Origin of the sequence: Rhizobium sp. NRK18, from assembly GCF_024385575.1 — a bacterium.
Classification (GTDB): Bacteria; Pseudomonadota; Alphaproteobacteria; order Rhizobiales; family Rhizobiaceae; genus JANFMV01.
Genome location: NZ_JANFMV010000001.1, coordinates 910,200 through 935,849, shown reverse-complemented (window position 1 = coordinate 935,849; position 25,650 = coordinate 910,200). Strand labels below are relative to the sequence as shown.

The 25,650-nt window shown below is 62.0% G+C and carries 25 protein-coding genes and 1 tRNA gene; 15 read left to right on the top strand and 11 right to left on the bottom strand.

The window, feature by feature from the left end:
• Positions 1-95 precede the first annotated feature (95 nt).
• Together NN662_RS04355 and NN662_RS04350 are read left to right on the top strand one after the other, a co-directional pair.
• The gene (locus NN662_RS04355; RefSeq protein ID WP_261929088.1) at positions 96-1,652 is read left to right on the top strand and encodes an MDR family MFS transporter; all 1,557 of its coding nucleotides are present in this window, start codon (positions 96-98) and stop codon (positions 1,650-1,652) included.
• Between the two features lie 97 nt (positions 1,653-1,749).
• Positions 1,750-2,079 (top strand): hypothetical protein, encoded by a 330-nt coding sequence (locus NN662_RS04350; protein WP_261929087.1) that lies wholly within the window; start codon positions 1,750-1,752, stop codon positions 2,077-2,079.
• On the opposite strand, the gene mutT is transcribed toward NN662_RS04350, so the two are convergent.
• The 4 genes from mutT to NN662_RS04330 form a co-directional block, all read right to left on the bottom strand.
• Positions 2,076-2,489 carry an 8-oxo-dGTP diphosphatase MutT gene (gene mutT / locus NN662_RS04345; RefSeq protein ID WP_261929086.1) on the bottom strand — a complete coding sequence of 138 codons (414 nt, stop codon included), beginning with the start codon at positions 2,487-2,489 and terminating at the stop codon, positions 2,076-2,078. The genes NN662_RS04350 and mutT overlap by 4 nt on opposite strands.
• A gap of 6 nt (positions 2,490-2,495) precedes the next feature.
• Positions 2,496-3,281, bottom strand: a complete 786-nt coding sequence (locus NN662_RS04340; protein WP_261929085.1) for a GNAT family N-acetyltransferase — start codon at positions 3,279-3,281, stop codon at positions 2,496-2,498.
• Between the two features lie 9 nt (positions 3,282-3,290).
• Positions 3,291-4,532 carry a bifunctional glutamate N-acetyltransferase/amino-acid acetyltransferase ArgJ gene (gene argJ / locus NN662_RS04335; RefSeq protein WP_261929084.1) on the bottom strand — a complete coding sequence of 414 codons (1,242 nt, stop codon included), beginning with the start codon at positions 4,530-4,532 and terminating at the stop codon, positions 3,291-3,293.
• A gap of 87 nt (positions 4,533-4,619) precedes the next feature.
• Positions 4,620-5,492: a peptidylprolyl isomerase gene (locus NN662_RS04330; protein ID WP_261929083.1), complete on the bottom strand. Its 873-nt coding sequence runs from the start codon at positions 5,490-5,492 to the stop codon at positions 4,620-4,622.
• Positions 5,493-5,723: 231 nt separating this feature from the next.
• On the opposite strand from NN662_RS04330, the gene secA reads away from it, so the two are divergent.
• Together secA and NN662_RS04320 are read left to right on the top strand one after the other, a co-directional pair.
• Entirely contained in the window at positions 5,724-8,456 is a 2,733-nt protein-coding gene (gene secA, locus NN662_RS04325) for a preprotein translocase subunit SecA (RefSeq protein ID WP_261929082.1), read from the top strand.
• A 117-nt stretch (positions 8,457-8,573) separates the two neighbouring features.
• The gene (locus tag NN662_RS04320; protein WP_261929081.1) at positions 8,574-9,320 is read left to right on the top strand and encodes a sulfotransferase family protein; all 747 of its coding nucleotides are present in this window, start codon (positions 8,574-8,576) and stop codon (positions 9,318-9,320) included.
• 37 nt (positions 9,321-9,357) lie between these two features.
• On the opposite strand, the gene NN662_RS04315 is transcribed toward NN662_RS04320, so the two are convergent.
• Together NN662_RS04315 and NN662_RS04310 are read right to left on the bottom strand one after the other, a co-directional pair.
• A complete protein-coding gene (locus NN662_RS04315; protein ID WP_261929080.1) occupies positions 9,358-10,974 on the bottom strand; it encodes a cisplatin damage response ATP-dependent DNA ligase in 1,617 nt (538 codons plus the stop codon).
• Positions 10,974-11,984, bottom strand: coding sequence for a ligase-associated DNA damage response exonuclease (locus NN662_RS04310; protein WP_261929079.1), 1,011 nt, complete (start codon positions 11,982-11,984; stop codon positions 10,974-10,976). Before NN662_RS04310 ends, NN662_RS04315 begins: the two co-directional genes overlap by 1 nt.
• Before the next feature lie 152 nt (positions 11,985-12,136).
• On the opposite strand from NN662_RS04310, the gene NN662_RS04305 reads away from it, so the two are divergent.
• On the top strand, positions 12,137-13,552 hold the full coding sequence (locus NN662_RS04305) for an oligosaccharide flippase family protein (protein ID WP_261929078.1): 1,416 nt from the start codon (positions 12,137-12,139) through the stop codon (positions 13,550-13,552).
• Positions 13,552-14,841: a GNAT family N-acetyltransferase gene (locus NN662_RS04300; RefSeq protein ID WP_261929077.1), complete on the top strand. Its 1,290-nt coding sequence runs from the start codon at positions 13,552-13,554 to the stop codon at positions 14,839-14,841. Before NN662_RS04305 ends, NN662_RS04300 begins: the two co-directional genes overlap by 1 nt.
• Positions 14,842-14,869: 28 nt before the next feature.
• Here NN662_RS04300 and NN662_RS04295 read toward each other — a convergent pair whose 3' ends face one another.
• Positions 14,870-16,516 carry an AMP-binding protein gene (locus NN662_RS04295; protein WP_261929076.1) on the bottom strand — a complete coding sequence of 549 codons (1,647 nt, stop codon included), beginning with the start codon at positions 16,514-16,516 and terminating at the stop codon, positions 14,870-14,872.
• 80 nt (positions 16,517-16,596) lie between these two features.
• A tRNA-Leu gene (locus NN662_RS04290) sits at positions 16,597-16,681 on the bottom strand.
• A 189-nt stretch (positions 16,682-16,870) separates the two neighbouring features.
• Here NN662_RS04290 and NN662_RS04285 point away from each other — a divergent pair.
• Together NN662_RS04285 and NN662_RS04280 are read left to right on the top strand one after the other, a co-directional pair.
• Positions 16,871-17,452, top strand: a complete 582-nt coding sequence (locus tag NN662_RS04285) for a YqaA family protein (protein WP_261929075.1) — start codon at positions 16,871-16,873, stop codon at positions 17,450-17,452.
• A gap of 19 nt (positions 17,453-17,471) precedes the next feature.
• Positions 17,472-17,972: a disulfide bond formation protein B gene (locus NN662_RS04280; RefSeq protein ID WP_261931858.1), complete on the top strand. Its 501-nt coding sequence runs from the start codon at positions 17,472-17,474 to the stop codon at positions 17,970-17,972.
• A gap of 8 nt (positions 17,973-17,980) precedes the next feature.
• On the opposite strand, the gene NN662_RS04275 is transcribed toward NN662_RS04280, so the two are convergent.
• Together NN662_RS04275 and NN662_RS04270 are read right to left on the bottom strand one after the other, a co-directional pair.
• The gene (locus tag NN662_RS04275) at positions 17,981-18,538 is read right to left on the bottom strand and encodes an HNH endonuclease (RefSeq protein ID WP_261929074.1); all 558 of its coding nucleotides are present in this window, start codon (positions 18,536-18,538) and stop codon (positions 17,981-17,983) included.
• Between the two features lie 129 nt (positions 18,539-18,667).
• On the bottom strand, positions 18,668-19,315 hold the full coding sequence (locus tag NN662_RS04270; protein ID WP_261929073.1) for a DNA-3-methyladenine glycosylase family protein: 648 nt from the start codon (positions 19,313-19,315) through the stop codon (positions 18,668-18,670).
• A gap of 51 nt (positions 19,316-19,366) precedes the next feature.
• Between NN662_RS04270 and gluQRS the strand changes: the two genes are divergently transcribed.
• Positions 19,367-20,245, top strand: coding sequence for a tRNA glutamyl-Q(34) synthetase GluQRS (gene gluQRS, locus NN662_RS04265; RefSeq protein WP_261929072.1), 879 nt, complete (start codon positions 19,367-19,369; stop codon positions 20,243-20,245).
• Here the strand turns inward: gluQRS and NN662_RS04260 are convergent.
• A complete protein-coding gene (locus NN662_RS04260) occupies positions 20,210-21,118 on the bottom strand; it encodes a YihY/virulence factor BrkB family protein (protein WP_261929071.1) in 909 nt (302 codons plus the stop codon). The two genes, gluQRS and NN662_RS04260, sit on opposite strands and share 36 nt — an antisense overlap.
• Before the next feature lie 81 nt (positions 21,119-21,199).
• On the opposite strand from NN662_RS04260, the gene NN662_RS04255 reads away from it, so the two are divergent.
• The 6 genes from NN662_RS04255 to NN662_RS04230 all read left to right on the top strand — a co-directional run bounded on the left by NN662_RS04255 (position 21,200) and on the right by NN662_RS04230 (position 25,587).
• Positions 21,200-22,048, top strand: coding sequence for an SDR family oxidoreductase (locus NN662_RS04255; RefSeq protein WP_261929070.1), 849 nt, complete (start codon positions 21,200-21,202; stop codon positions 22,046-22,048).
• 19 nt (positions 22,049-22,067) lie between these two features.
• Entirely contained in the window at positions 22,068-22,268 is a 201-nt protein-coding gene (locus NN662_RS04250) for a twin transmembrane helix small protein (protein WP_261929069.1), read from the top strand.
• Between the two features lie 41 nt (positions 22,269-22,309).
• Positions 22,310-22,888, top strand: a complete 579-nt coding sequence (locus tag NN662_RS04245) for a cob(I)yrinic acid a,c-diamide adenosyltransferase (RefSeq protein ID WP_261929068.1) — start codon at positions 22,310-22,312, stop codon at positions 22,886-22,888.
• Positions 22,889-22,927: 39 nt separating this feature from the next.
• Positions 22,928-23,716 (top strand): rhomboid family intramembrane serine protease, encoded by a 789-nt coding sequence (locus NN662_RS04240; protein WP_261929067.1) that lies wholly within the window; start codon positions 22,928-22,930, stop codon positions 23,714-23,716.
• A gap of 167 nt (positions 23,717-23,883) precedes the next feature.
• Entirely contained in the window at positions 23,884-24,633 is a 750-nt protein-coding gene (locus tag NN662_RS04235; protein WP_261929066.1) for an electron transfer flavoprotein subunit beta/FixA family protein, read from the top strand.
• Positions 24,634-24,657: 24 nt separating this feature from the next.
• Positions 24,658-25,587, top strand: coding sequence for an electron transfer flavoprotein subunit alpha/FixB family protein (locus NN662_RS04230; protein WP_261929065.1), 930 nt, complete (start codon positions 24,658-24,660; stop codon positions 25,585-25,587).
• Positions 25,588-25,650: the final 63 nt, after the last annotated feature.

The following is a 25,650-nucleotide window of genomic DNA, read 5'->3' as shown; positions in this document are numbered from 1 at the left end:
GCTTCACGCACATTCAAGTAAAATATAAATATATGCTATTTACATATATATGCAAATGACATAAAAAATCCCGGTTCTTCCAAAAAGGTTCTCCGATGAATATTCAAGCCCTTTCCTCCCGGCGGCGCCACGTCATTTATGTCGCGGCGCTCGCCTCGATGTTCATGGCCGTCCTTGACATGCAGATCGTGGCGACGGCGCTGCCGACGATCGCCGACGACCTTGGCAATCTCGACCTTTTCGGCTGGGTTGGCGCCTCCTATCTTCTAGCCACCGCCGCCGTCACGCCCTTCTACGGCAAGCTCGGCGACCTCTTCGGCCGTAAGACCATTTCGATCACCGCAATTATCATCTTCACGATCGGGTCGCTTGCCTGCGGCCTCGCCTGGTCGATGGAAAGCCTGATCGTCGCCCGGATCCTGCAGGGTCTTGGCGGCGGCGGTCTCATGACAACCGCCTTCGCCATCATCGCCGATCTGTTCGAGCCGCGTGAGCGTGCCAAATACCAAGGCTATTCGACGATCGTCTTCACGCTTGCAAGCCTGACCGGGCCTGCATCCGGCGGCCTGATCGCGCAGTCGATCGGCTGGGAGTACGTCTTCCTCATCAATCTGCCGATCGGGATCGCGGTGGCGGCGGTGCTGGCCTTGGCCATGCCGTCAACCCTCAGCACGAAACGGCCCGCGATCGACTATCTCGGCGGCCTGCTGCTCGCCGTCAGCGTCACCGCCATCGTCTACTGGACCGAGGAAGCGGTATCGGGGTCCCTGCCGATGAGCCTCTTCATCGGCCTGCCCATTGTCGCGGTCCTGGCACTTGTCGGTTTCGTCCTCGCAGAAATGAAGGCGGAGGAACCGATCTTGCCGCTCTCCCTCTTCACCAACAGGACCATCGCGCTATCGTTGGCGATATCCGTCGTCGTCGGCGTCTGCACGCTTGGCCTGCTCAATTACTTCGCGCTCTTCCTGCAGACGGTGACCGGCCTGCCGCCGGCCTATGCCGGCCTTCTGTTCATCGCGCCGTCGACTGGTTCGCTGATCGCCTCGGTGACATCCGGCATCATCGTGTCGCGAACCGGGCGCTACAAGATCTTCCCGGTTATCGCGATGGCGCTTGGTACCGTCACCCTCATCCTGTTCAGCCAGGTGAGCGCGGCGACACCGGTATGGCTGATCGCCCCGCTGATGTTCTTCTTCGCCTCTGGCATCGGCCTGCAGATGCAGACGCTGATGACGGCGATCCAGAACGCCGCCCCGCATCACCATGTCGGCGCCGCAACGGGTGCGATCAACCTCGCCCGCATGATCGGCGCCTCCTTCGGGTTGGCGGTCAATGGTGGACTGCTGAATGCCGGGCTCGGATACTTTCAAGCGCGATTGCCGCAGGACGTCGCAGCCAGCCTTCCGGCACCGGTCAAGGAGATGACCCCGGAGGCGATGCAGGCGCTGCCGCACGACGTGTATATGATGGTGGTCGACGTCTTCACCAACGCCTTCGGCTGGGTATACGATTTTGGCGCCATCCTGTTTGCGCTGAGCTTCGTGCTGGCCCTTCTCCTCAAGGACGTGCGCCTGCCCGTCCATGAAAAGGCGGACCCGCTCGACAGTGTCGAAACCACGAACGCCACGCCCGCGCCGGCACTCGGCGAATAGGCGAGACGGCCCTGCGGGCGGGACTCGACCTCCCCCGCCCGCAGGTCTAGACTTCGAAGATCATCATGCGGTTGATCTTTCCCGGGAGGGGTTCGCAATGGACGATACCGACCAGAATGACGACCTTCTGACGCCAGAAGAGGCCCGCCAGGATCACCAGGAAATGCTGTGGTTTCTCGGCCTGAATGCCGCTTTCGGCATGGTCCTGGGCGCACTCGTCGCCGCAGCGCTGATCGCAATGGATGTCGGCGGCCTCGGCACGCACATCTTCCGCTCGGAGACACCCTATCTTGCGGCCTTCATGATTTCCGCGCCGCTTGCCTTGACCTTCGGCAGTGCGGTCACCGGCTCGGCCGTCATGATGATGCCCTACCGGAAGAAGTTCGCCCGCAGGACGAAACTCCCCCGCCGAGGAACTCGACGTTAAAGGAGATCCAGGAGGAAGGGGATCAGCGGTTCATCGGCCGGCGGCATCGGATAATCGCGCAGCGCCTGCGGCTTAACCCATTTGAGCGCCTGCCCCTCTCGGCCGTGCGGGGTGCCCTCGAAACGACGGCAGACATAAAGCGGCATCAGAAGATGAAAGTCGTCATAGGTGTGGCTGGCAAAGGTGAGCGGCGCCAGACAGGCGACTTTGGTCGTCACGCCGATTTCCTCATCCAGCTCGCGGATCAGCGTTTCCTCCGGCGTCTCGCCCGGCTCGACCTTGCCGCCGGGAAACTCCCACAGCCCTGCAAGCGACTTGCCCTCGGGGCGCTGAGTGAGAAGAATGCGGCCATCGGCATCGATGAGCGCACAGGCGGCGACGAGCAGGATCTTGCGAGGGGTAGAAGACATGCGCGATCAGTCCTTCACCCAGTAGCGGTAACGATAGGCTTCCTTGAACCCGAAGCCGCGATAGAGCGCCTTGGCCGGTTCGTTGGAAGCCTCCACCTGCAGCCAGGCCTGGCGCGCGCCCCTGAGCTTGGCCCATAGCAACGCCGAGGACAGGATTTCGGTCGCCAGCCCCTGTCGACGCAGATGCTTTGCCACAGCCACCTGCTGAATGCCGGCCAGATCGTTGTCGTGAATGCATAGCGCCACCGCCCGCGGCCCTTCGGCCTCGTCTTCGATGAAGAAAAGGCCGGCGTCCGGCTCGATGGCACCGAATAGCCGGACGAGGGCATCGCGCGACGCCCCCTTGTCCGGCTCGACGGCCAGACAGGCATCAACGAACCGCTCTATGTCGTGGCTCGGCAGGTGATCCTGGCCATTGCCGAGTTCCATCGCCGAAATGTTGGCGACCTGCACCGACGTCTCGCCCTCTGCCGTCCATCCAAGCTGCTCCAGGAGAGCGATCAGCGGAGCTGGGCAAAGCGGTGTTTCCTTGATAGCGAAGCGGCGTCCGGCCTTTGCGAAGGCGTCGCGCGCCTTTTCGAGCCGGCCGGAAATGTCGCGCGTATCGCGAGGATCTAGCGGGACCAGCGAATTGGCGCGCCTGCTCGGATGGCCCGCGGTCATGCGCAACTGCCAGCTTCCATCATAACGTATATCGGCGGCTGGCCAGGCACGAAAACCGACGGCTTCGAGGCGGCGGACGAGCGGCAGGTTGGGATTGACGTCAGAGGCCACGGCAGCGGTATTCCACATCGAAAGAAATCAACTCCGGTAGTCACCGTTGATGGCGACATATTCCTTGGTGAGGTCGCAGGTCCACACGGTTGCCGAACCAGCGCCGAGGCCGATGTCCGCCCGGACCTTGATCCGTTGCTGCTTCATGACGGCCGACGCCGCCTCTTCGGAATAATCGGCGTCGCGTTCGCCATCGACGGCGACGCGAACGTCGCCAAACCAGATCGCCAGACGATCGCGGTCGGCGGCTTCGCCGGCCTTGCCGACGGCCATAACGACGCGACCCCAGTTGGCGTCCTCGCCGGCGACAGCGGTTTTGACGAGCGGGGAATTGGCAATCGAAAGCGCGATGCGCTTTGCGGCAGCATCGCTCTCTGCACCGGTCACATTGACTTCGAGAAGCTTCGTTGCCCCCTCGCCATCGCAGACCACCTGCAGGGCGAGGTCCTTCAGGAGATCATTGAGCGCCGCGCGGAACTCGCCAAGCGCGGGATCGGCCGCATCGGTAATCTTTGTCTGGCCATCGGCGGCGGCCGCACCGGTCGCAAACAGCATCAGCGTATCGGAGGTCGAGGTATCGCTGTCGACTGTCACGGAATTGAAGGACGGCCCGACGCCATCGGAGAGCAGCGCCTGCAGTGCGGACGCCTCGATGTCGGCATCGGTCGCGACGAAAGACAGCATCGTCGCCATGTCCGGCGCGATCATGCCGGCGCCCTTGGCAATGCCGTTGATCGTGACCGTCACGCCGCCGATCGAAGCCGTCCGGGTCGCCACCTTCGGAAACGTGTCGGTGGTCATGATCGCCTTGGCTGCTTCCTGCCAGAAGTCACCTGTGGCTGCGCCGGCCATGTCAGAGAGCACGCCGGCGAATTTCTCCGCCTTCAGCGGCTCGCCGATCACGCCCGTCGAGGCGAGAAAGACCTCGCTCTCGCTGCAGCCGACGGCCTCGGAAGCCGATTTGGCGGTCAGCGCCGTCGCCTCTCGGCCCTTCTTGCCGGTAAAGGCGTTGGCATTGCCGGAATTGACGACAACGGCACGCGCAACGCCGTGCGGCAAATTGGCACGGCAGAAGTCGACGGGAGCCGACGGGCACTTGGACCGCGTGAAAACGCCGGCGACGGCTGCCGGCGCATCGAACAGCATCAACAGGACGTCGGTCCGGCCCTTGTACTTGATCCCCGCAGCGGCGGTCGCCATGCGTACACCACGAAGAGCGGGCATTTCGGGATAGGATTTCGGAGCGAGCGGCGAAACGGTTCCGGACATGGCCAAGTGATCCTGGGAAAGAACGGGTTGATGCGAAGCGGGGCAGGCCCGCCGGGTCACTGAGACCCGACGGGCATCGTCAGTCTTTTACTTCGTCGGCTCGGTCGCCTCGGGCGCCTTGTTGGCGTCGTCGTAGCCCTTGCGCAGGGTCTCGTCGAGGATGTCGACCTTCGTCTTGTCCTTGGCTGCCTGCAGCAGCGCGACATACTTGTCACGCATCACCAGCTGACGGACCTGGTCCTTGACCTGATCGAACGGCGGCGGAGCAACGTCACGCTTTTCTTCGACCTTGATGACGTGATAGCCGAACTGCGTCTTGACCGGCGTCTTCGTGTAGGTGCCGACCGGCAATGCAAATGCGGCCTCTTCGAATTCCGGAACCATGCGGCCCTTGGTAAACCAGCCGAGATCACCGCCTTCGCTCTTGGCCGGATCGTTGGACTTCTCCTTGGCCAGCGTGACGAAATCGGCACCCTTGTCGAGCTCGGCAATCACGGCCTTGGCTTCGTCTTCGGTCTTCAGCAGGATATGGCGTGCATGCACCTCCTGCTGCTTCGGCATTGCCGCGATTTCCTTCTCGTAGCGCGCCTTGACCTCGTCATCGGTGACGGTGTCGACGACATGCTTCTGGAAGTAGGTGTTGTGAAGCTCGCGATCCTTCAGGTAGCGCATGCGCATCTTGAAGTCGGCGTCGTTTTCCAGGCCTTCGGCCATCGCGCTTCCGGCCAGAAGCTTGAGGTCGATCGCGCCGGAAAGGGCTGCGACTTCCTTCTGCTCCGGCGGCAGCTTGGCGAGCTGCGGATCGAGATTTGCGACGGCGAGGTCGAGTTCCGACTGGTAGATTTCCAGATCGCCGACCTTGGCGACGACCTTGTCCTTGGCGTCTTCGGCAAAAGCCGCTGCGTGGGACAACATGAAGGCAGCGATTGCGGCCGCTGCGAATTTCCGAGTGCTGAGCATGAACAGGCCTTTCCCTATTGTCCCGGATTTCGAGGAGCACATATGCGAAACCGGGCGAAAATCGTCATGAACAGTCAAATGTGGCCTTTATCGGCCCGCCTGTCCCGTTGACATCATTTGCCCCCCCTCTTATCTGTCACGCAACCTCGCGTCCAGAAGAGTTCCGGGCGAATTACTCCGATTTGCCGCAATTTTCGGCGAAAGAAAATAGTCAAGGAAAGGGCCATTCGAATGGTCAGCTTCGGCGGATTAGCCCGCAAAATGTTCGGCTCAGCCAATGATCGTCGCATTCGCGCCTACCAGCCGAAAGTGGCGGCGATCAACGCGCTGGAAAGCGATATGCAGTCCCTCTCCGACGAGCAGCTCAAGGCCAAGACGGCCGAGTTTAAGGAGCAGCTGGCAGCCGGAAAAAGCTTGGACGACATCCTCGTGCCGGCCTTTGCGGTCGTCCGGGAAGCCGCCAAGCGCGTGCTCGGCCTGCGGCCTTTTGACGTACAGCTGATCGGCGGCATGATCCTGCACGAGAACGCCATCGCCGAGATGAAGACCGGTGAAGGCAAGACGCTGGTGGCGACGCTCCCCGTCTACCTCAACGCGCTCGCCGGCAAGGGCGTCCACGTCGTGACCGTCAACGACTACCTCGCCAGCCGCGACTCCGCCACCATGGGGCGTCTCTACGGCTTCCTCGGCATGACCACGGGCGTGATCGTCCACGGCCTCGACGACGAGCAGCGCAGCCAGGCCTATGGCTGCGACATCACCTACGCCACCAACAACGAACTCGGCTTCGACTATCTGCGCGACAACATGAAGTTCGACCGCGCCCAGATGGTTCAGCGCGGCCACAACTATGCGATCGTCGACGAAGTCGACTCGATCCTGGTCGACGAAGCCCGCACGCCGCTGATCATCTCCGGCCCGCTGGACGACCGCTCCGATCTCTACAACACCATCGACAAGTTCATCCCGGAACTGGTCGAGAGCGACTACGAGATCGACGAGAAGCAGCGCTCCGCCAACTTCTCCGAAGACGGCATGGAGAAACTCGAAAACCTGCTGCGCGACGCCGGCATGCTGAAGGGCGAGACCCTTTACGACATCGAGAACGTCGCCATCGTGCACCACCTCAACAACGCGCTGAAGGCCCACAAGCTGTTCCAGCGCGACAAGGACTACATCGTCCGCAACGACGAGATCGTCATCATCGACGAATTCACCGGCCGCATGATGCCGGGCCGCCGTTATTCGGAAGGCCAGCACCAGGCGCTGGAAGCCAAGGAACACGTGCAGATCCAGCCGGAAAACCAGACGCTGGCATCCGTCACCTTCCAGAACTACTTCCGAATGTATGACAAGCTAGCCGGCATGACCGGTACGGCGTCGACGGAAGCGGAAGAATTCGGCGACATCTACGGTCTCGAAGTCGTGGAAGTGCCGACCAACCTGCCGATCGCCCGTATTGATGAGGACGACGAAGTCTACCGGACTGCGGAAGAGAAATACCAGGCCATCATCAACGAGATCAAGGCGGCCAACGCCAAGGGCCAGCCGGTCCTCGTCGGCACCACCTCGATCGAGAAATCCGAACTGCTGGCCACGCTTCTGAAGAAGTCCGGCTTCTCCGATTTCAGCGTGCTGAACGCCCGCTACCACGAGCAGGAAGCCTATATCGTCTCGCAGGCCGGTGTTCCCGGCGCCGTCACGATCGCCACCAACATGGCCGGTCGCGGTACCGACATTCAGCTCGGCGGCAACCTCGAGATGCGCCTCGATCGCGATCTGGCCGAAATGGAGCTGGGTCCGGAGCGTGACGCCAAGGCGGCCGCGATCAAGGAAGAGGTCAAGCAGCTCAAGCAGCAGGCACTGGCCGCCGGCGGTCTCTACATCATCGCCACCGAACGCCATGAAAGCCGGCGTATCGACAACCAGCTGCGCGGTCGCGCCGGTCGTCAGGGCGACCCCGGCCGCTCGAAGTTCTATCTCTCGCTTCAGGACGACCTGATGCGCATCTTCGGCTCCGAGCGCATGGACAGCATGCTCCAGAAGCTCGGCCTGAAGGACGGCGAAGCCATCGTCCATCCGTGGATCAACAAGGCGCTCGAACGCGCCCAGAAGAAGGTCGAAGCCCGCAACTTCGACATCCGAAAGAACCTGCTGAAGTATGACGATGTTCTCAACGACCAGCGCAAGGTGGTCTTCGAGCAACGCGTCGAACTCATGGATGCGCAGGACATTTCCGAAACCGTCGCCGACATGCGCCAGGAAGTCATCGAGGCGATGGTCAGCCGTCACATTCCGGAGCGCGCCTATGCCGAGCAGTGGGACGTGAAGGGACTGAAGGTCGAAATCGAAAACGTCCTCAACCTCGACCTTCCCGTCGAGGAATGGGTCAAGGAAGACGGGATTGCCGAAGACGACATTCTCGCCCGCGTCACCGAGGCCGCCGACAAGGCAGCAGCAGAGCGCGCCGAACGCTTCGGCCCCGAAGTCATGACCTATGTCGAACGCTCCGTCGTCCTGCAGACGCTGGACCATTTGTGGCGCGAGCACATCGTCAACCTCGATCACCTGCGCTCCGTCATCGGTTTCCGCGGCTATGCCCAGCGCGATCCGCTGCAGGAATACAAACAGGAAGCCTTTGAGCTGTTCACGGCGCTGCTCACGAACCTCCGTCAGGCGGTCATTTCGCAGTTGATGCGGGTCGAGATCGTCCGCCAGGCGGCCGAGACTCCCGCGCCTGAACTGCCGGTCATGGAAGCGCACCACCTCGATGCCACGTCGGGCGAAGACGAACTTGCGCAGCCGTCGCTGGAGTCAGCCGAGACAACGGCCCTCTACGTCGCCCCCGAAAACCGTGATCCCAACGATCCGGCAACCTGGGGCAAGGTCGGCCGCAACGAAGCCTGCCCCTGCGGCTCCGGCAAGAAGTACAAGCACTGCCACGGCGCTTACGAGCAAGCCTGACGCCGATTCAATTTGCGACTGCTTCAACTCATTCCGAAGCGGGACTATCATTGATTCTTTATCGATGGATCGATCATAGACCCGCCTCAGATCGGTTGAGGAGACAGCACGAAGCCAATGAGCAGAAAAAGCCTACGTCGGCAGGTAGCGAAAGCCTACCTGCTCACGAAACCTGTAAATTTTCGCATCTTCTACGACGAAGACCATGTGGCATTCTTCCCGAAGCTGGGGCTGTGCTTCAACAGGATCAAGAAGAGCGGGAACACCTCGATAGCTGCGAGGCTGTTCGAACTGGAAAATGGCGTGGTTGCTGGATCCGACTTCAAGCGACATATGCGCAATCCGGTCAACGTGACGCTGGCTGAATCGAGCCACTACGATCAGCTCTTTTGCTTCGCGATTTCTCGAAACCCTTACACGCGCGCCTTGTCCAGCTATCTCGATAAAGTCGGCAGAGGATCGCTTGAACGGTTTTCCCTTCCAGGATTCGGAATGAACAACAGAGAAGGCTTCAGGCTGTTCCTTGAAGCGCTTGAAGACGAGGTTCTATCGCATAACCGGCATTTTTGGCCTCAATCGGATCTTCTGTTCCAGCCAATCGAGAAATACGGGCACATTGGCAAAATCGAAAATATCGCCGCGGAAATGCATGCCGTATTCGAAAAGTGCGGCCTTGATACGAACTGGGCGCAGGCCTTCGCGAAGCCGCACTCCGTGGAAGCAGGTACCGGGAAAATAACCTCTGCCCGGGAGAAGCTTTCCGCTTTCTACGACGATCACAACATCCGTTTGGTGCAGCAGATATACTCGGACGATTTCGAGAATTTTCAGTATTCACTGGATTTTGGAGGCGCCCTTCACTGAGCGATGTGCGGCCCCGGACGGTAGCCACGGGTCAACATCATCCTTCAATCATCGCCATCAGCGTCTCAAGCCGATCCGCCTCGGCGGGCAGCTTGTCTGTGCGAAGCCGCGAGATGCGCGGGAAGCGCATGGCAACACCGGACTTGTGCCGCTTCGATCGGGCAATGCCTTCGAAAGCGACCTCCACGACGAAGCCGAAATCCGGCTCCGCCCGCACCGCGCGCACCGGACCGAAGCGGTCGACAGTGTTGTTGCGCACGAAACGGTCGAGAACTTCGAGTTCGGCATCGGTAAACCCGAAATAGGCCTTGCCAACCGGCACCAACTCGCCGACGCCCGGCTCGTCCGTCCAGACGCCGAAGGTGAAGTCGGAATAGTAGCTCGAGCGTTTGCCGTGCCCGCGCTGGGCATACATCAGGACGGCATCGACATTATAGGGATCGCGCTTCCATTTGAACCACGGCCCTTTCGCGCGTCCGGCGGCGTAGGCGCTGTCGAACCGCTTCAGCATCACGCCCTCGATCACCGGATCCGGCGGCTCAGAGCGCAGCCGATCCAGTTGTTCCCATGTCGAAAACTCGACCAGCGGGGAGAGGTCGAAGCGCTCCGGCTGAGCCCGCCCTATCAGATCGGAGAGACGGGATCGCCGGTCAGCAAAAGCCGTCTCGCGGATATCGGCGTCCCCGGAAAACAACAGATCATAGGCCCGGATAAAGGCAGGATAGTCCTCCATCATTCGGGCGCTCACCGTCTTGCGGTTCAGCCGCTGCTGCAGGTCGGAAAAGCTGCGCGTCGGCCGGTTGGTTCTGGCAGTGCCGCCGATCAAAAGCTCGCCATCGATGACACCTTCAAAGTCCACGGCGTCGAGAACATCGGGAAAGGCGTTGGAGATGTCGTCGCCGCTGCGCGAATAGAGCCGACGGCGGCTGCCGGCGCTGGAAAGCTGCACGCGGATGCCGTCCCACTTCCATTCGGCGGCATAGTCTTCCGGATCGAGTTTTTCGAGATCGCCCTCGCCCACCGGGTTGGCGAGCATGACCGAATGGAAGATTGCCGGCGAGGCAAGTTCCGGCTTCGGCGCTCGTCCCTCGAGCCATGCGAAGAGATCGGCATAGGGTGCCTCCAGCCCGTGCCACAAGGTTTCGATCTCGGTGACCTCCGTTCCGCCGAATGTCGCCAGAGCCTGCTTGGCGAGCCTGGCCGAAACGCCGATCCGCAAGCCGCCGGTCGTCAGCTTGATGAAGGCGTAGCGTCCCGAGGGGTCGAGCCTATCGAGGAGCCCCCTGACATGCGCGCGCACCTCGGTGCGTCCAAGGCTGTTCATCTCCTCGACGACCGAAGAGAGTGACGGAACCTTCCCGCTGCCCTCTGCCCCTTGATCGCCGGTATCCCAGGCAAGCGAAATCGTCTCGGCCAGATCCCCAACATAGTCGTAGGAATAGCGGAAAAGCTCCTCGTCCATCCGTTCGAGGATCAGTTCCTTGAGAAGGGCTGGCTTGACCGCGTGGATGTCGAGCGTCCCGGTCAACGCGGCAAGCGCGTAACCGCGGTCAGGATCAGGCGTCGAGCGGAAATAGTCGACCAGGAGCGCGAGTTTGGCGTTGCGCTGCGGCGTCAACAAAAGCCGGTCGAGAAGCGCGGAAAAAGCCTTCATCAGTCGCCCTCGTCCTCGTAGCCGACGAGATGCAACGGCCGCGCACGAATACCCTGCAACGCGCACCAGCGCACCAGCGCCTCCTCCCGCCCGTGCGTGACCCACACTTCCTCGGGCTTCAGCTCGGCGATCGTGGCCGTCAGCTCCGGCCAGTCGCAGTGATCGGAAATCACCAGGGGCAGTTCGACACCACGCTGCTTGGCCCGCTGGCGCACCATCATCCATCCGGACGCGAAGGCGCCGATCGGATCGGAAAAGCGTCGCGCCCAGCGATCGGAAAACGACGCGGGCGGTCCGACGACGATCGCACCGCGGAAAGCCTGCTTGTCCGCCCCCTCCACCGTCGCCGGTCGCAGGTCGCCGAGAACGATCCCCTCGCCGGCGTAGTAGTCGCAAAGTTTCTGCAGCGCGCCGTGAATGTAGATCGGCGGCTCATAGCCCGCCTCGCGCAACAGCGCGATCACCCGTTGCGCCTTGCCGAGGGCATAGGCTCCGACGAGATGGGTACTCTCGGGAAACGTTTTCAACGATTTCAGAAGCTTGGCGACTTCGTCCACCGGATCGGGATGATGAAAGACCGGGAGCGCAAAAGTCGCCTCGGTCACGAAGACGTCGCACGCGACCGGCTCGAACGGCCTGCAGGTCGGATCGTGGGAGCGCTTGTAGTCGCCAGAGACGACGATCCGTGTCCCGCCGTGCTCCACCGCGACCTGCGCGGATCCCAGCACATGGCCGGCGGGATGGAACGACACCGTCACGTCGCCGATCGCCACTCTTTCGCCAAGCGCAGCCGCCTGCTCGCTCCCGGCAAAGCCGTCGCCATAGCGGATCCGCATGATGTCGAGCGTCTGGCGAGTCGCCATCACGGACTGATGGCCGGCGCGGGCATGATCGGAATGACCATGGGTGATCAACGCCCGCGCAACGGAACGCACCGGGTCGATGTAGAAGTCGCCAACGGGACAATAAAGACCGGCCGGTTGTGGATGCAGCAGCGCCTCTGGTTTCATGAGATCAAGATAGGATTCGGACCGTCAAAAACCAACAGGCAAGCATCGACAACGGCACCGCCGCACACGACGTCCTCATCCTTTCTTAACCCTGTTGACGATACAACGATATGAGTTCCTCTGCATTTGATCACAGGTATTGCGTTTTGATCATGGCGGTTATCGAAACAGCCGAAAAGGTGCTGCCTCCGCATCTGCGTGCACGTGTTGCACCGCATATGGCGAAGCTTGCCGCCATGTTGACTGGCAGGGATGAGCTTGCGCACGCCCAACGCATGGCACTGATCGCCTTCGTCATACGCGTCGTCAGCGCCGGAATCGCCTTCATATCCCAGGTCATTCTCGCCCGCATGATGGGTGAATTCGAATACGGCATCTTCGTCTACGTCTGGGTCCTGGTGATTACTTTCGGCGACTTTGCCTGCTTGGGCTTCAACACGACCGTGATCCGCTTTCTGCCCGAATACGAGGCAGCCGGCGACCATGCGAAAGTGCGGGGCATGGCCTTTACGGCCCGCCTCTTTGCCCTCGTCGCCGCAAGCCTTCTTCTGGCCGGCGGGCTGGCATTCCTGCATGTCTTTGGTACGTCCCTGCCGCCCTATTATGTCGCTCCCGTCTTCCTCGGTCTGTTCGCGCTACCGATGATCGCACTCGGCGACGTGCTCGATGGCACGGCCCGCGCCAATCGCTGGCCGATCAACGCGCTGAGCCCGACCTTCGTCATCCGCCCGACGCTGATCATCGTCTTCATGGCCATTGCCGTGAAGTTCGGTGAACCGAGGACGGCCGTGACGGCAATGGTTGCAGCTCTTGCCGCCACCTACGTCACGACGGTCGGCCAATTCGTCGTCGTCACCATTCGTCTCGGCAAGCGCTTCCTCAAAGGCGACCACAGCATTCATTTCGGCACATGGTTCAAGGTTGCCCTGCCGATCTTCTTCATTGAAGGCTTCTCCTTCCTGCTGACCAATTCGGATGTGGTCATCGTCGGCATCTACCTGCCGCCAAACGATGTCGCGATTTACTTCGCGGCGGCAAAAACCATGGCGCTGGTCCAGTTCGTCTTTTTCTCGGTCAAGGCGGCCGCCGGTCCCCGCTTTTCCACGCTGTTTGCCCGCAACGACCTGGCGGGCCTCGCCAGCTTCGCCAACCAGACGGCTCGATGGACCTTCTGGCCGTCGCTAGCGATCGGCATTTTCGTCCTGCTTGCCGGCAAACTGATCCTGTCGCTTTTTGGCGAAGCCTTCACGGCGGGTTACGCGCTGATGGCGATCCTGTTCCTGGGTCCGCTGTTCAAGTCGATGATCGGCCCGGCGGAATCGCTGTTGACCATGTCCGGTCGACAGAAAGCCTGTGTCGCCGTGTATTTTGGCGCCCTGATCGTCAACGTTGCCCTTAACATGACCCTCATCCCGCTTTGGGGATTGACCGGCGCTGCCATCGCGACCACCGGCGCCATCCTTGTTGAAACCATACTTCTGCATCTGGCCGTGCGCCTCGCGCTCGGCATCAGCCTGTTCGTCTTCGCCGATCCGATGGCCGACCAGTCCAAACCGGAGGCTCGATAATGCCTACGACCCAAAACCCAACGAACCAGCCTCCCGTCGATCTCGTCTATCCGGCCTCGGCTAGAAAGGCGGACGTGGAACCCCTACCTGCAGCCGACATCAGCCTTGCCGTCGGCCGTCCCGGTCGCGAACTGTGCCTTTACCCCGCCTCGGTCGGCTATGAGCTTCAAAGCGAACTGGACTTCTTGTCGAACCGCTCGGCAGAGCCGAACGTCTTCTTCTCCGCGCGCTTCCTGGTTCCGGCCATGCCGCGGCTGGAGGACAAGGTCATCCGCCTTGCCGTCATGCGCGACAATGACGAGCGCCGCAGCCGACTGCGCTTCCTGATGCCCTACTCGATCGAGAAGCCCGGCTTTTCTATCGGCCCGTCCATCATGCGCGCCTGGGCAAATCATTTTGGCCCGCTCGGCACGCCGCTGGTCGACGCCGAGGATGCGGCCGAGAACCTCGACAATGTGCTGGAGGCGTTCTCCTCCCCGCTCGCCGGTCTGCCAAGCGTGCTCGTGCTCCCGGAGATGCGGCTGAACAGCCCGATCGCCAGCCTGTTGAAGACGATCGCGATCGGCCGGAACCTGCCGGTACAGGCGACGGAAAAATCCTTGCGCCCGATGCTGCAGAGCTACGAGGACGGCCAGACCTATCTGCAGGGCTCCGTCAGCGCCTCGCACCTGCGCGAGATGCGGCGCCAATGGCGCAAGCTGGAAGAGATGGGAGACCTCACCTACACCGTCTCCCGTCAACGACAGGACATTCGGCTGCGCATGGAGGAATTCCTGGCGCTCGAAGCCGGCGGCTGGAAGGGTCGTAAGCGCACCGCAATGGCCAACGACCGCTACGGCGCGGCGTTCTTCCGCGAGGCGATCACCAATCTCGCCGAGATCGACGCCGTGCGTATTCACACGCTCGACCTCGACGGCAAGGCCATCGCCTCGATGATCGTCTTCATCATGGCCGGCGAGGCCTACACCTGGAAGACGGCCTACGATGAAAGCCTGGCGCGCTTTTCTCCGGGCAAGCTTCTCGTCGCGCGGCTGACCGAATGGCATCTCGACGACGCCAACATCGAACGCACGGATTCCTGTGCGGTGCCAGACCATCCGATCATGAGCCGGATGTGGCTGGAGCGTGAGGAGATGGGGACGCTGTTGATCGGCCTCAGACCGAATGCCGACCGCGACCTGCGCCAGGTGGCCAACCAGCTGCACATGTATGCGAGCACCCGCAACGTCGCCAAGATGATTAGGAACAAGCTGCTGTCGATGGCGCGCCGCGGTCGCAATCCGGAATAGCCCGGTGCAATTTCCAGGAGGCCGACGGTTATTCCGCCGCTTGGCCCTCGACCGCCGCCTGATCGCGTAACAGCCGGCGGATGATCTTGCCGGTCGTCGTCATCGGCAGCTCGTCGACAAAGGCGACCTCACGCGGGTATTCATGCATGGACAGACGCTGCTTGACCCAGTCGCGAAGCTCGGTTTCAAGCGCCTCGTCCGGCGCATAACCATCCCGCAGCACCACATAGGCCTTGACGATTTCCGTCCTGACCGCATCCGGCTTGCCGACGACGGCTGATAGCCTGACGGCCGGATGCCCGCTGAGGCAGTCCTCGATCTCGCTCGGCCCTATGCGGTAGCCCGAGGAGGTGATGACATCGTCGTTGCGCCCGAAGAATTCGATATAGCCGTCACGGTCCATGCGTCCCTGGTCGCCTGTCAGCATCCAGTCGCCGATGAATTTCTCACGCGTCGCAGTCTCGTCGTTCCAGTAGCCGAGGAACATCACCGGATCGGGCCGCTTGACCGCGATCTGCCCGATGGCTCCGGCGGGGACTTCATGCCCCTCGTCGTTGATCACCGCCACGCGATGACCCGGCACCGCCCGGCCGATCGGGCCGGCGCGCGTCACACCCAGCTCCGCCGCCGAGGAGATCACGAAATTGCACTCCGTCTGGCCGTAGAATTCGTTGACGGTGATGCCGAGCACGCGTTTCGCCCATTCATAGGTTTCCCGCCCGAGGCTTTCGCCCGCCGAGCCGATCGTCCGCAATTGCAGATCATATTTTTCGAGCGGCGCCTCGACTGACTTCAGGAGGCGCAAGGCCGTCGGCGGAATGAAGGCGTTGCGGACTTTCATTTCCGCCATGATGCGATAGGCCGTGTCCGGATCGAACTTCTGCGCCGGCGACGAAACGACCGGAACGCCGAGCATCAGGCACGGCATCAGCGCGTTCAGCAGGCCACCGGCCCAGGCCCAGTCGGACGGCGTCCACATGCGGTCGCCAGGCTGCGGCAGGAAATGATGGGCAAACTGGATGCCGGGAATATGCCCGGCGAGCACACGGTGCCCATGCAGCGCGCCCTTCGGCGCGCCGGTCGTGCCGGAGGTAAAGATCATCAGCGCCGGATCGTCCGGCCCCGTCCTCGGCACTTCAAATTGTGCCGGCTGGGACGCGACGAGATCGCCGAAGAGATGCGCGCCTTCACTGGCCGCCGCGCCGGTCAGGATGATCTCCCGGAGATCGGGCAGCCGCTGGCGGATGTCCTTCAGCCGCGAAAAGCCGAAGTCGTTGGTGACGACAACCGATGCGCCGGCAAAGGCGAGGCGATATTCAAGCGCCTCGGCGCCGAAGAGCAGCGCCAGCGGCAGCGCGATGGCGCCGAGCTTGTAGATCGCCGCATGCGCGACGACCGTCTCGAAGCTCTGCGGCAAAAGCAGCGCCACCCGGTGACCCTGTGCGACGCCAAGGCCCCGCAGCGCGTTTGCGAAGCGGTTCGACTGCCCGGAAAGCTCGCCATAGGTCATCGACAGATGATGGCCGTCCGGCGAAAAATGCTGAAGGCAGATCCGCTCGGGCTCGCGCTCGGCCCAGTCATCGCTGATCGCCCGCCCCATGTTGAACTCGGCCGGGATATCCCAGACGAAGTCACGGATCAGGTCGTCATAGCTGTTGCGGGGCGGCAATTTCATCGGCAGCGTTCCAGAATGCTGCACCGCAATAGCACTTCGCGGCAACGATGAACAAGAAAAAAGCGTGAACGCAAGAAGGGTGGTGCCCCATGCCGGGGTCGAACCAGCACTCCTTTCGGAACTCGATTTTGAGTCGAGCGCGTCTACCAATTCCGCCAATGGGGCATCCGGCTTCGTGGTCGAAGCGGAAGTCAGCGGGACTATACGAACGCCGAGGGCCGGGTCAACCGTGATTTTTGCAAATTCCCGCGCTCACGAAAAGTTTTTGAGAAAAGCAGGAGCGAGCGAAAAAGGCCGATTTACAGGCTTCCCGGCTCCCCCTAAAAGGTCTTCGATCTTGCAAGAAGGACGCCGATGCTCAGACGCCTCTATGATTGGACCATGTCGCTGTCCGCGACGAAGCATGCGGAAAAGGCGCTGTTCGGCGTTTCCTTCGTCGAAAGTTCCGTCTTCCCGATCCCGCCGGATGTCCTGCTGATCCCGCTGACGCTTGCGAGGCCGCAGCGCTGGGTGAGGCTTGCCATCATCTGCACCCTGGGCTCCGTTCTGGGCGCCTTCCTCGGCTATGCGATCGGCATGTTTCTGTTCGAAAGCATCGGCAAGCCGATCCTTGCCTTCTACGGCAAGGAGAACTCCTTCGATCAGATCGCCGATTGGTACAACACCTGGGGCGGCTGGGGCGTGCTGTTTGCTGCGGTCACGCCGTTCCCCTACAAGGTTCTGACGATCTTTTCCGGCGCCACCGGCCTCAATTTCTTGGTTTTCACGATCGTCAGCATCATCGGCCGCGCCGCCCGCTTCTTCCTCGTCGCCTGGCTGCTCAGCCGCTTCGGGGAGCCGATCCGCCTGTTCATCGAGAAATATCTCGGCATCCTCTTCACGGTTTTCGTCGTGCTGTTGTTCGGCGGCTTCTATCTGGTAAAATTTGTATTCTGAACGGACGATCGAAACGATGATGGCCGACAAGCTGACCCTGAAATCCTCCGCAGCCCTGCTGACCGCCGGCATGGTGGCCGTCATCGGTTCGGCGCTCGCCTTCCAGTATATCGGCGGCTACATTCCCTGCCATCTCTGCCTGATCCAGCGCCAGCCCTATTATTACGGCATTCCGCTCGGGGTGCTGGCCATTCTTGCCGCTGTCTTCCGGCTGCCGGTCTCGCTGACCCGCGGCCTCCTGCTCCTCCTCGCGATCATGATGCTCGTCGGCGCCGGTCTCGGCGTCTATCACTCCGGCGTTGAATGGGGCTTCTGGGAAGGACCGGCAAGTTGCTCGGCGGGTGGCGCCAGCGTGACCGGCAGCGCGTCCGACCTCCTCGCCCAGATCGGCTCGGAGCATGGTCCGTCCTGCACGGTCGCAGCGCTCCGCATCATGGGCCTGTCGATGGCGAACATGAACGTCGTCACCAGCCTGGTGCTCGCCGCCATCGCCTTCATCGGCTTCCGCAAGACAGCCTGAGCAATCGCTTAAGGCTGCAGCTCGGAATCCCAGTAGAGATAGTCCATCCAGCTTTCGTGCAGATAGTTTGGCGGAAACAGCCGGCCGTTGTTGTGTAGGTCTGCGACCGAGGGCCGGTAAGGCTTCTGGATCGGGATCATGCCCGCCTGCTTCGGCATCTTGTTGCCCTTCCTGAGATTGCAGGGAGAGCAGGCCGCCACGACGTTTTCCCACGTCGTTTCGCCGCCATGAGAGCGGGGAATGACATGATCGAAGGTCAGGTCCTCGTGCGAACCGCAATACTGGCACTGGAAGCGGTCGCGAAGAAAGACGTTGAAGCGGGTAAAGGCCGGGTTGCGCGACGGCTGGACGTAGGTCTTGAGGCAGACCACGCTCGGCAATCTCATCGAGAAGCTTGGCGAGGAAACGGAGTGTTCGTACTCGGCGACGATGTTCACTCGGTCTAGGAAAACGGCCTTGATCGCGTCCTGCCAGGACCATAGCGACAAGGGATAATAACTCAGTGGCCTGTAGTCGGCATTCAAGACTAGAGCCGGCAAAGCCTGTGGTGACACTGCAATCGTCAAGTGAGCACTCCTGATCGATTCGGCATTCGCAAGAACGATATTAGGCGTGTTATTACAGCTATGTGAAGCCTAAATAACAAACGGCCAATGCTTTCCGCAGAACCGTGCCGACAGTGTTGCCGATCCGGGTCACGTAACGGGAAGCGCTTCCCTCTGGCGGCGCCGCGCATAGTCCGCCCACAGGAGCCGCGCGGCAACGGACCGCCATGGCGCCCAGGCGGTCGCCACCGCCCTTGTTACCTTCTCGTCCGGCCGCTCGCCCTTGAAGAACAGGTCGCCGGCGGCTGCCCGCAACGCCACATCGCCGACCGGAAAGATGTCCGGATGGCCGCCGCAGAACATCAGATAGATCTCCGCCGTCCAGGGACCGATCCCCTTGACCGAGGTCAGCTGCGCCATGGCTTCGCCCGCCGGCAATTTCGGCACGGCGTCGAGATCGAGCGCCGCATCGGCCACTGCCGCGGCAATCCGCCTCAGGGTCGTTTCCTTGGCCCGCGACAGTCCGAAGCCGGCAATGACGGTCGGATCGGCTGCGAGATAGGTGTCGGCGGATACCTCTCCCAGTGCCGAGACCATGCGCCCCCAGATGGCGTGGGCGCTCGCCCGCGACACCATCTGCGAAACGACGATATGGGCAATCCCGGCATAGCCCGCCGGCTGCAGCCTCAGCGGCACCGTACCGTCGCAGGCGGCGATCACCGGCGCGAGGCGCGCATCGGCGGCAGCCAGTGCGTCGAGGCCACGGCGGATATCCGCCTCTGAACGAATGATGTGCATGCGCGGTGCTTTTTCCTTGGAGCGTCCGAAACAGTCGTGGCAGAAGAAATCATGCAGACCGATGACCGGCAACCCGTTTTCCGCTTCGCCCCAAGTCCGAATGGCGCGCTCCATCTCGGACACGCGCTGTCCGCCCTGATCAATCGCGACATGGCGCAAGCGGCCGGTGGCCGGCTGCTGCTTAGGATCGAGGACATCGACCTTTCCCGCTGCACGCCGGCGCTGGAAGCCGCCATGCTCGAGGATCTCGACTGGCTGGGCTTTCCCTACGAAAAACCGCCGCGACGGCAATCCGAGCATTTCGACGAATACCGGCAGGCGCTCCAGTCCCTGATCGACCGCGGCCTCGCCTATCCGGCCTTCATGACGCGCGGCGAGGTGAAGGCGGAGGTCGCCAAGGCCGAAAGCAGAGGCGAGACGTGGCCCCGCGACCCGGACGGCGCACCGCTTTATCCGGATTTCGACAGGAAGCGCCCGCCGGATGAGAGGGAGCGACTTCTCGCAGCCGGCATCAAGCACACATGGCGGCTCGACACGAACAAGGCCCTCGCCGCGATCGACGCACCATTAGGCTGGATCGAGACCGGCGACGGCGAACGCGGCCAGATGACGGCGGATCCCGCTGCCTGGGGCGACATCGTGCTCTCGCGCTCGGACGCGCCGTCGAGCTATCACCTTTCGGTCGTCCTCGACGATGCGCTTCAGGGCGTCACCCATGTCGTGCGGGGCCTCGATCTGTTTCACGCGACCTCGATCCACCGGCTGCTGCAGGAGCTGCTGGCGCTGCCGCAGCCGGTCTATCATCACCATCGCCTGGTCACGGATGGCGACGGACGCAAGCTCTCCAAAAGCCAGGGCGATACGGCGCTGTCGGCGCTGCGCGCAGCAGGCCAGTCACCCGCTGGAATCCGACGCCTGCTCGGCCTTTAGGGCGGCGCGCTCCTTGTAGCCGCGCCCGCCATATTTGCTCAGGACTTCAAACTTCATCATGGCGGCGTTGAATTCGGCGCCGATGATGAAGATGACGCTGACGATGTTAAGGAAGATCAGGACGACCATCACCGAGGCGAGACCGGCATAGGTCGCGGTGTAGTTGGCGAAGGTCGAGAGATAGAGCGCGAACAGCAACCCGCCGCCGGCCCAGAACAGCATCGTCAGAAGAATGCCGGGAATGACGTCAACGATCTTGCGCCGTCCGGCCGGAAGCCAGAGGTGCACGCAGATCAGCCCGAGCAGCAGCACGACGAGCGTCGTATAGATGCGCCAGTTGGAGACGGCCGTCAGCGGGCCGGAGAGCCAGGGAAATTGCGTCTCGGCGAATTGCAGGGCGATCGGAACGGCGACCAGCAGCGTACTGGCGATCGCCAACACGACGACGGCAAGCAGGATATAGCCGAGGCTCAAGAGACGGGTCGTGTACCAGTGGCGGTTCTCGCTGACGCGATAGGCGCGGTTCAGGGAGACCCTGAGTGCCTCGACGCCGTTCGACGAGAAATAGGCCGCCGCCAGCACCGAAATTGTCAGCAGGCCGCCGCGCTGTTCGGTCAGAACCTCCGTCACCTGCTTGGAGATCGGCTCGGCGATCGCCGCCGGCCAGGTATCGAATATCAGATGCACGGCCGTCTCGGAAAAACGATTGGCGCCGAGAAAACTCGCCAGCGTGGTGCCGAAGATCAGGAACGGAAAAACCGCAAGCAGTGTCGACAGCGCGACGTGACTGGCCATTGCGAACCCGTCATCGTCGATGAAGTGGAACACCGCATCCACCGTGACCCGATATAACACCTTGATTTTCGAAATCATTCGCCTGCTGCCGATGCCTCCGGTGATTGTATCGTCTTCCTGAATATGGGAAAGCTTCCTCACTTGTACAGGAATCGATGAATGAATACCGCCCATAGCGTGTCCTCTCCCGTCATCATTGTCACCGGCTGTTCATCCGGCATAGGTGCATTTTGCGCACGGGCGCTGATGGCGGACGGTTGGCGGGTGTTCGCCACCGTGCGGAGCGAGAAAGACCGCGAAGGCCTTGAAGCGGACGGTATCGAAACCGCGATCATGGACTATACCGACCACGCCTCGATTGCCGCACTTGTAGAAGAGGTTACGGGAAAAACCGGCGGCCGGATCGACGCTCTTTTCAACAATGGCGCCTATGGCCAGGTCGGCGCGGTGGAGGACCTGCCAAGCGAGGCCCTGCGCCTGCAGCTGGAAACGAACGTCATCGGCTGGCACGAGCTGACGCGCCGCGTCATCCCGTTCATGCGCCACCAGGGCCATGGCCGCATCGTCCAGTGCTCCTCCATTCTCGGCATCGTTCCCTATCGCTGGCGCGGTGCCTACAACGCCTCAAAATTCGCGCTGGAGGGGCTCAGCATCACGCTCGCCATGGAACTTGCCGGCAGCGGCATCCATGTCAGCCTGATCGAGCCGGGGCCGATCGCCTCGCGCTTCGTCGACAATGCGCTCGCCAGGCTGCGCGAAACGATCGACATGGAAAATTCCGTCCACCGCGACGAGTATCGGCGTCAGCTTGCCCGCCTTTCTGGCGAAGGCCCGCCGAACCGGCACAAACTGGGACCGGACGCGGTCTACACGGTGCTGCGTCACGCCTTGACCGCCCGCAGTCCCCGCCCACATTATCCGGTGACGACTCCTGCCAAACAGGGGATCATGCTCAAGAAAATTCTGCCGGCAGCTCTATTCTACAAGATTATCCGGCGCTTCGGCTGACCGGCACGGGAGGAAACACATGTCAAGCTTCACCTATATCCTGGCCCTCGTCGTCATGGCGCTCGTGGTCCTGGTGCTGATCCGCGGCCTGTACAACATGCTGAAGGGCACAAATCCCAACCTGTCGAACCGGCTGATGCAGATGCGTATCCTGCTGCAGGCCATCGCCATAGCGCTCATCATGCTGACACTCTGGCTGACGGGTGGCGGCCGCAGCTGACGGCCGCCGAAAGAGATCGGAACGGGAAATACGGAAATAGCATGGTCAAGCTCAACAAGATCTACACGAAGACCGGCGACGACGGCACGACCGGACTGGTCTCCGGCCCGCGCCGGCTGAAGCACGACCTGCGCGTCGAAGCCTACGGCACGGTCGACGAGACGAATTCGGCGATCGGCATGGCGCGTCTTTACACTGGCGGCACGGCGGATCTGGATGCGATGCTGATGCGCATCCAGAATGATCTCTTCGATCTCGGCGCCGACCTGTCGACTCCGGAAACCAACGAGCCGCCGGCCTTCGAGCCGCTGCGCGTCATCGATGCGCAGGTGGATCGGCTGGAGGCGGAGATCGACCAGCTCAATGCCGCCCTCGATCCGCTGCAGTCCTTCGTCCTGCCCGGCGGATCGCCGGCCGCCGCCAACCTGCATCTGGCCCGCACGATCGCCCGCCGCGCCGAACGGCACATGGTGGCGCTGGCCAAGTGCGAGGGTGAGATCGTCGGCGCACCGGCGCTGAAATACATCAACCGGCTGTCGGATTTCCTGTTCGTTGCGGCGCGCTACGCCAATGATGGCGGCAAGGCCGACATTCTCTGGGTTCCGGGAAGGAACAGATAAGTGGTCTGACCTTCGCGGTCATCGGGGGAAGGCAGGCGCATGTTCATACCGCTCTACGATGCGAATGCCCTCCGGCACATCCAGGCACAATATGTGACGATCTCGCTGATCGTCACCAATGTCGCCGTCTGGCTCGTCAGCGGCTTTCTGTCGACGGAAGCCTTCCAGAACGAACTCCTGATCGGCCTTGGGTACATCCCCGCCGTCGCCTTCGGCTACGGAGCTCTCGATCCAACCCTCGTGATCGCGCCGGACTATGCCACCTACATCACCTACGCCTTCCTGCATGGCAGCTTCTGGCATCTGGCGTCCAACATGGTCTTTCTCTGGGTGTTCGGGGACAATGTCGAAGATTCGCTCGGCCATGTGCGCTTCCTGATCTTCTATCTCCTTTGTGCCGCGGCAGGCGCTTTCGTCCACGGCCTGACCGCCCCGCATTCCGAAGGACCTCTCGTCGGCGCATCCGGTGCGATCGCAGGCGTGGTCGCCGCCTACATGATCCTGCATCCCAAGGTGCGTCTCTGGATCCTCGTGCTGATGCGCATACCCATCCCCTTGCCGGCCATTGTCCCCCTCGCGCTCTGGATCGGTTACCAGTTCCTGATGCTGCTGATCGACAATGAAAGCAACGTCTCCTGGGGCGCGCATGCCGGCGGCATCCTCGCCGGCGCCGGCCTTGTCGTCATCATGCGCCGTCCGGGAGTTCCGCTGTTCGACCGCACCCTGCAGACACCGAAAGCGGTTGCCCATGTCGAGGCCGCCGAGAGCCGCGCCCGTGTTGTGGCCGAAGCCCGGCTGCCGAAGACAATCCGCTGGGGCCGACAATGAACATTATTGACGTGAACGTAAGCGTAATATATGCACGCTACCCATAGGATAATTCGCAGAAACGCGTTGAAATTGGGGAAAAAACGCTTATCCATGTCGCCAATCGACAATTGGGCGTGCGCGCAATGGCGCATTTTCTCCCCACCGAAAGTGAAGGAAGGAATTCGATGAAGATCCTGGTCCCAGTCAAGCGCGTTGTTGATTACAACGTGAAGATCCGTGTGAAGCCGGACGGCACGGGCGTCGAGCTCGCCAACGTCAAGATGTCGATGAACCCGTTCGACGAAATCTCGGTCGAAGAGGCGCTGCGCCTGAAGGAAGCCGGCAAGGCCGAAGAAGTCGTCGTCGTGTCGATCGGCCCGGCCAAGGCCGAAGAAACGCTGCGCACGGGCCTCGCCATGGGCGCCGACCGCGCCATCCTGATCGAGACCGACGAGGCGGTCGAGCCGCTCGCCGTCGCCAAGCTCCTGAAGGGCGTCGTCGAGGCGGAAAACCCCGGCCTCGTCATCGTCGGCAAGCAGGCGATCGACGACGATTCGAACCAGACCGGCCAGATGCTCGCCGCCCTGATGGGCTGGGCGCAGGGCACGTTTGCCTCCAAGATCGAGCTCGGCGACGGTTCCGCCAAGGTCACCCGCGAAGTCGACGGCGGCCTGCAGACCATCGAAATCAAGCTTCCCGCCATCGTCACGACAGACCTGCGCCTCAACGAGCCGCGCTACGCTTCGCTGCCGAACATCATGAAGGCGAAGAAGAAGCCGCTCGACAAGAAGACGCCCGCCGATTTCGGCGTCGACATCGCTCCGCGCCTGGCGGTCATCAAGACCGAAGAGCCCGGCGGCCGCAAGGCCGGCGTCAAGGTCGGCTCTGTCGCCGAACTGGTCGACAAGCTCAAGAACGAAGCCGGCGTGCTTTAAGGGACGGAAAGGGAGTTTAGTAACATGGCCATTCTTCTTCTGGCAGATCATCACGACGGCGCCGTTTCCGACCAGACCGCCAAGGCCCTGACCGCCGCTTCGCAGATCGGTGGCGACGTGCATGTGCTCGTCGCAGGTTCGAACGTCGCAGCCGCAGCGGCCGAAGCCGCCAAGCTTTCGGGCGTCTCCAAGGTCCTGACGGCGGATGCCGGCGACTACGCCAACAACCTCGCCGAGCCGCTCGCAGCCCTGATCGTCTCGCTGGCCGGATCCTATGACGTGATCATGGCGGCCGCCACCTCGGTCGGCAAGAACGTCATGCCGCGCGTCGCAGCGCTGCTCGACGTCATGCAGATCTCGGAAATCATCGAAGTCGTCTCCGCCGACACCTTCAAGCGCCCGATCTATGCCGGCAACGCCATCCAGACGGTTCAGTCGAAGGATGCCAAGAAGGTGATCACCGTGCGCGCCGCGTCCTTCCAGGCGGCAGCCGCCGGCGGTGCGGCTTCCGTCGAAGCCGCACCGGCATCGGCAAATCCCGGTCTTTCGAGCTTCGTCTCGGACGCGCTGTCGGCCTCCGACCGTCCGGAACTGACATCCGCCAAGATCATCATCTCGGGCGGCCGTGCCCTCGGCTCGTCGGAAAAGTTCAAGGAAGTCATCCTGCCGGTTGCCGACAAGCTCGGCGCCGCCGTCGGTGCCTCGCGCGCCGCCGTCGATGCCGGCTATGCGCCGAACGACTGGCAGGTCGGACAGACCGGCAAGGTCGTCGCCCCGGAACTCTACATCGCCTGCGGCATCTCCGGTGCAATCCAGCACCTCGCCGGCATGAAGGACAGTAAGGTCATCGTCGCGATCAACAAGGACGAGGAAGCCCCGATCTTCCAGGTCGCGGACTACGGACTCGTCGCAGACCTCTTCGACGCCCTCCCGGAACTCGAAAAGGCGCTTTGATCTTCTCTTTCGCAGTTGCGAAAAGACTGGAAAAATCCCAAGGTCCAGACTATCAATTTGCCG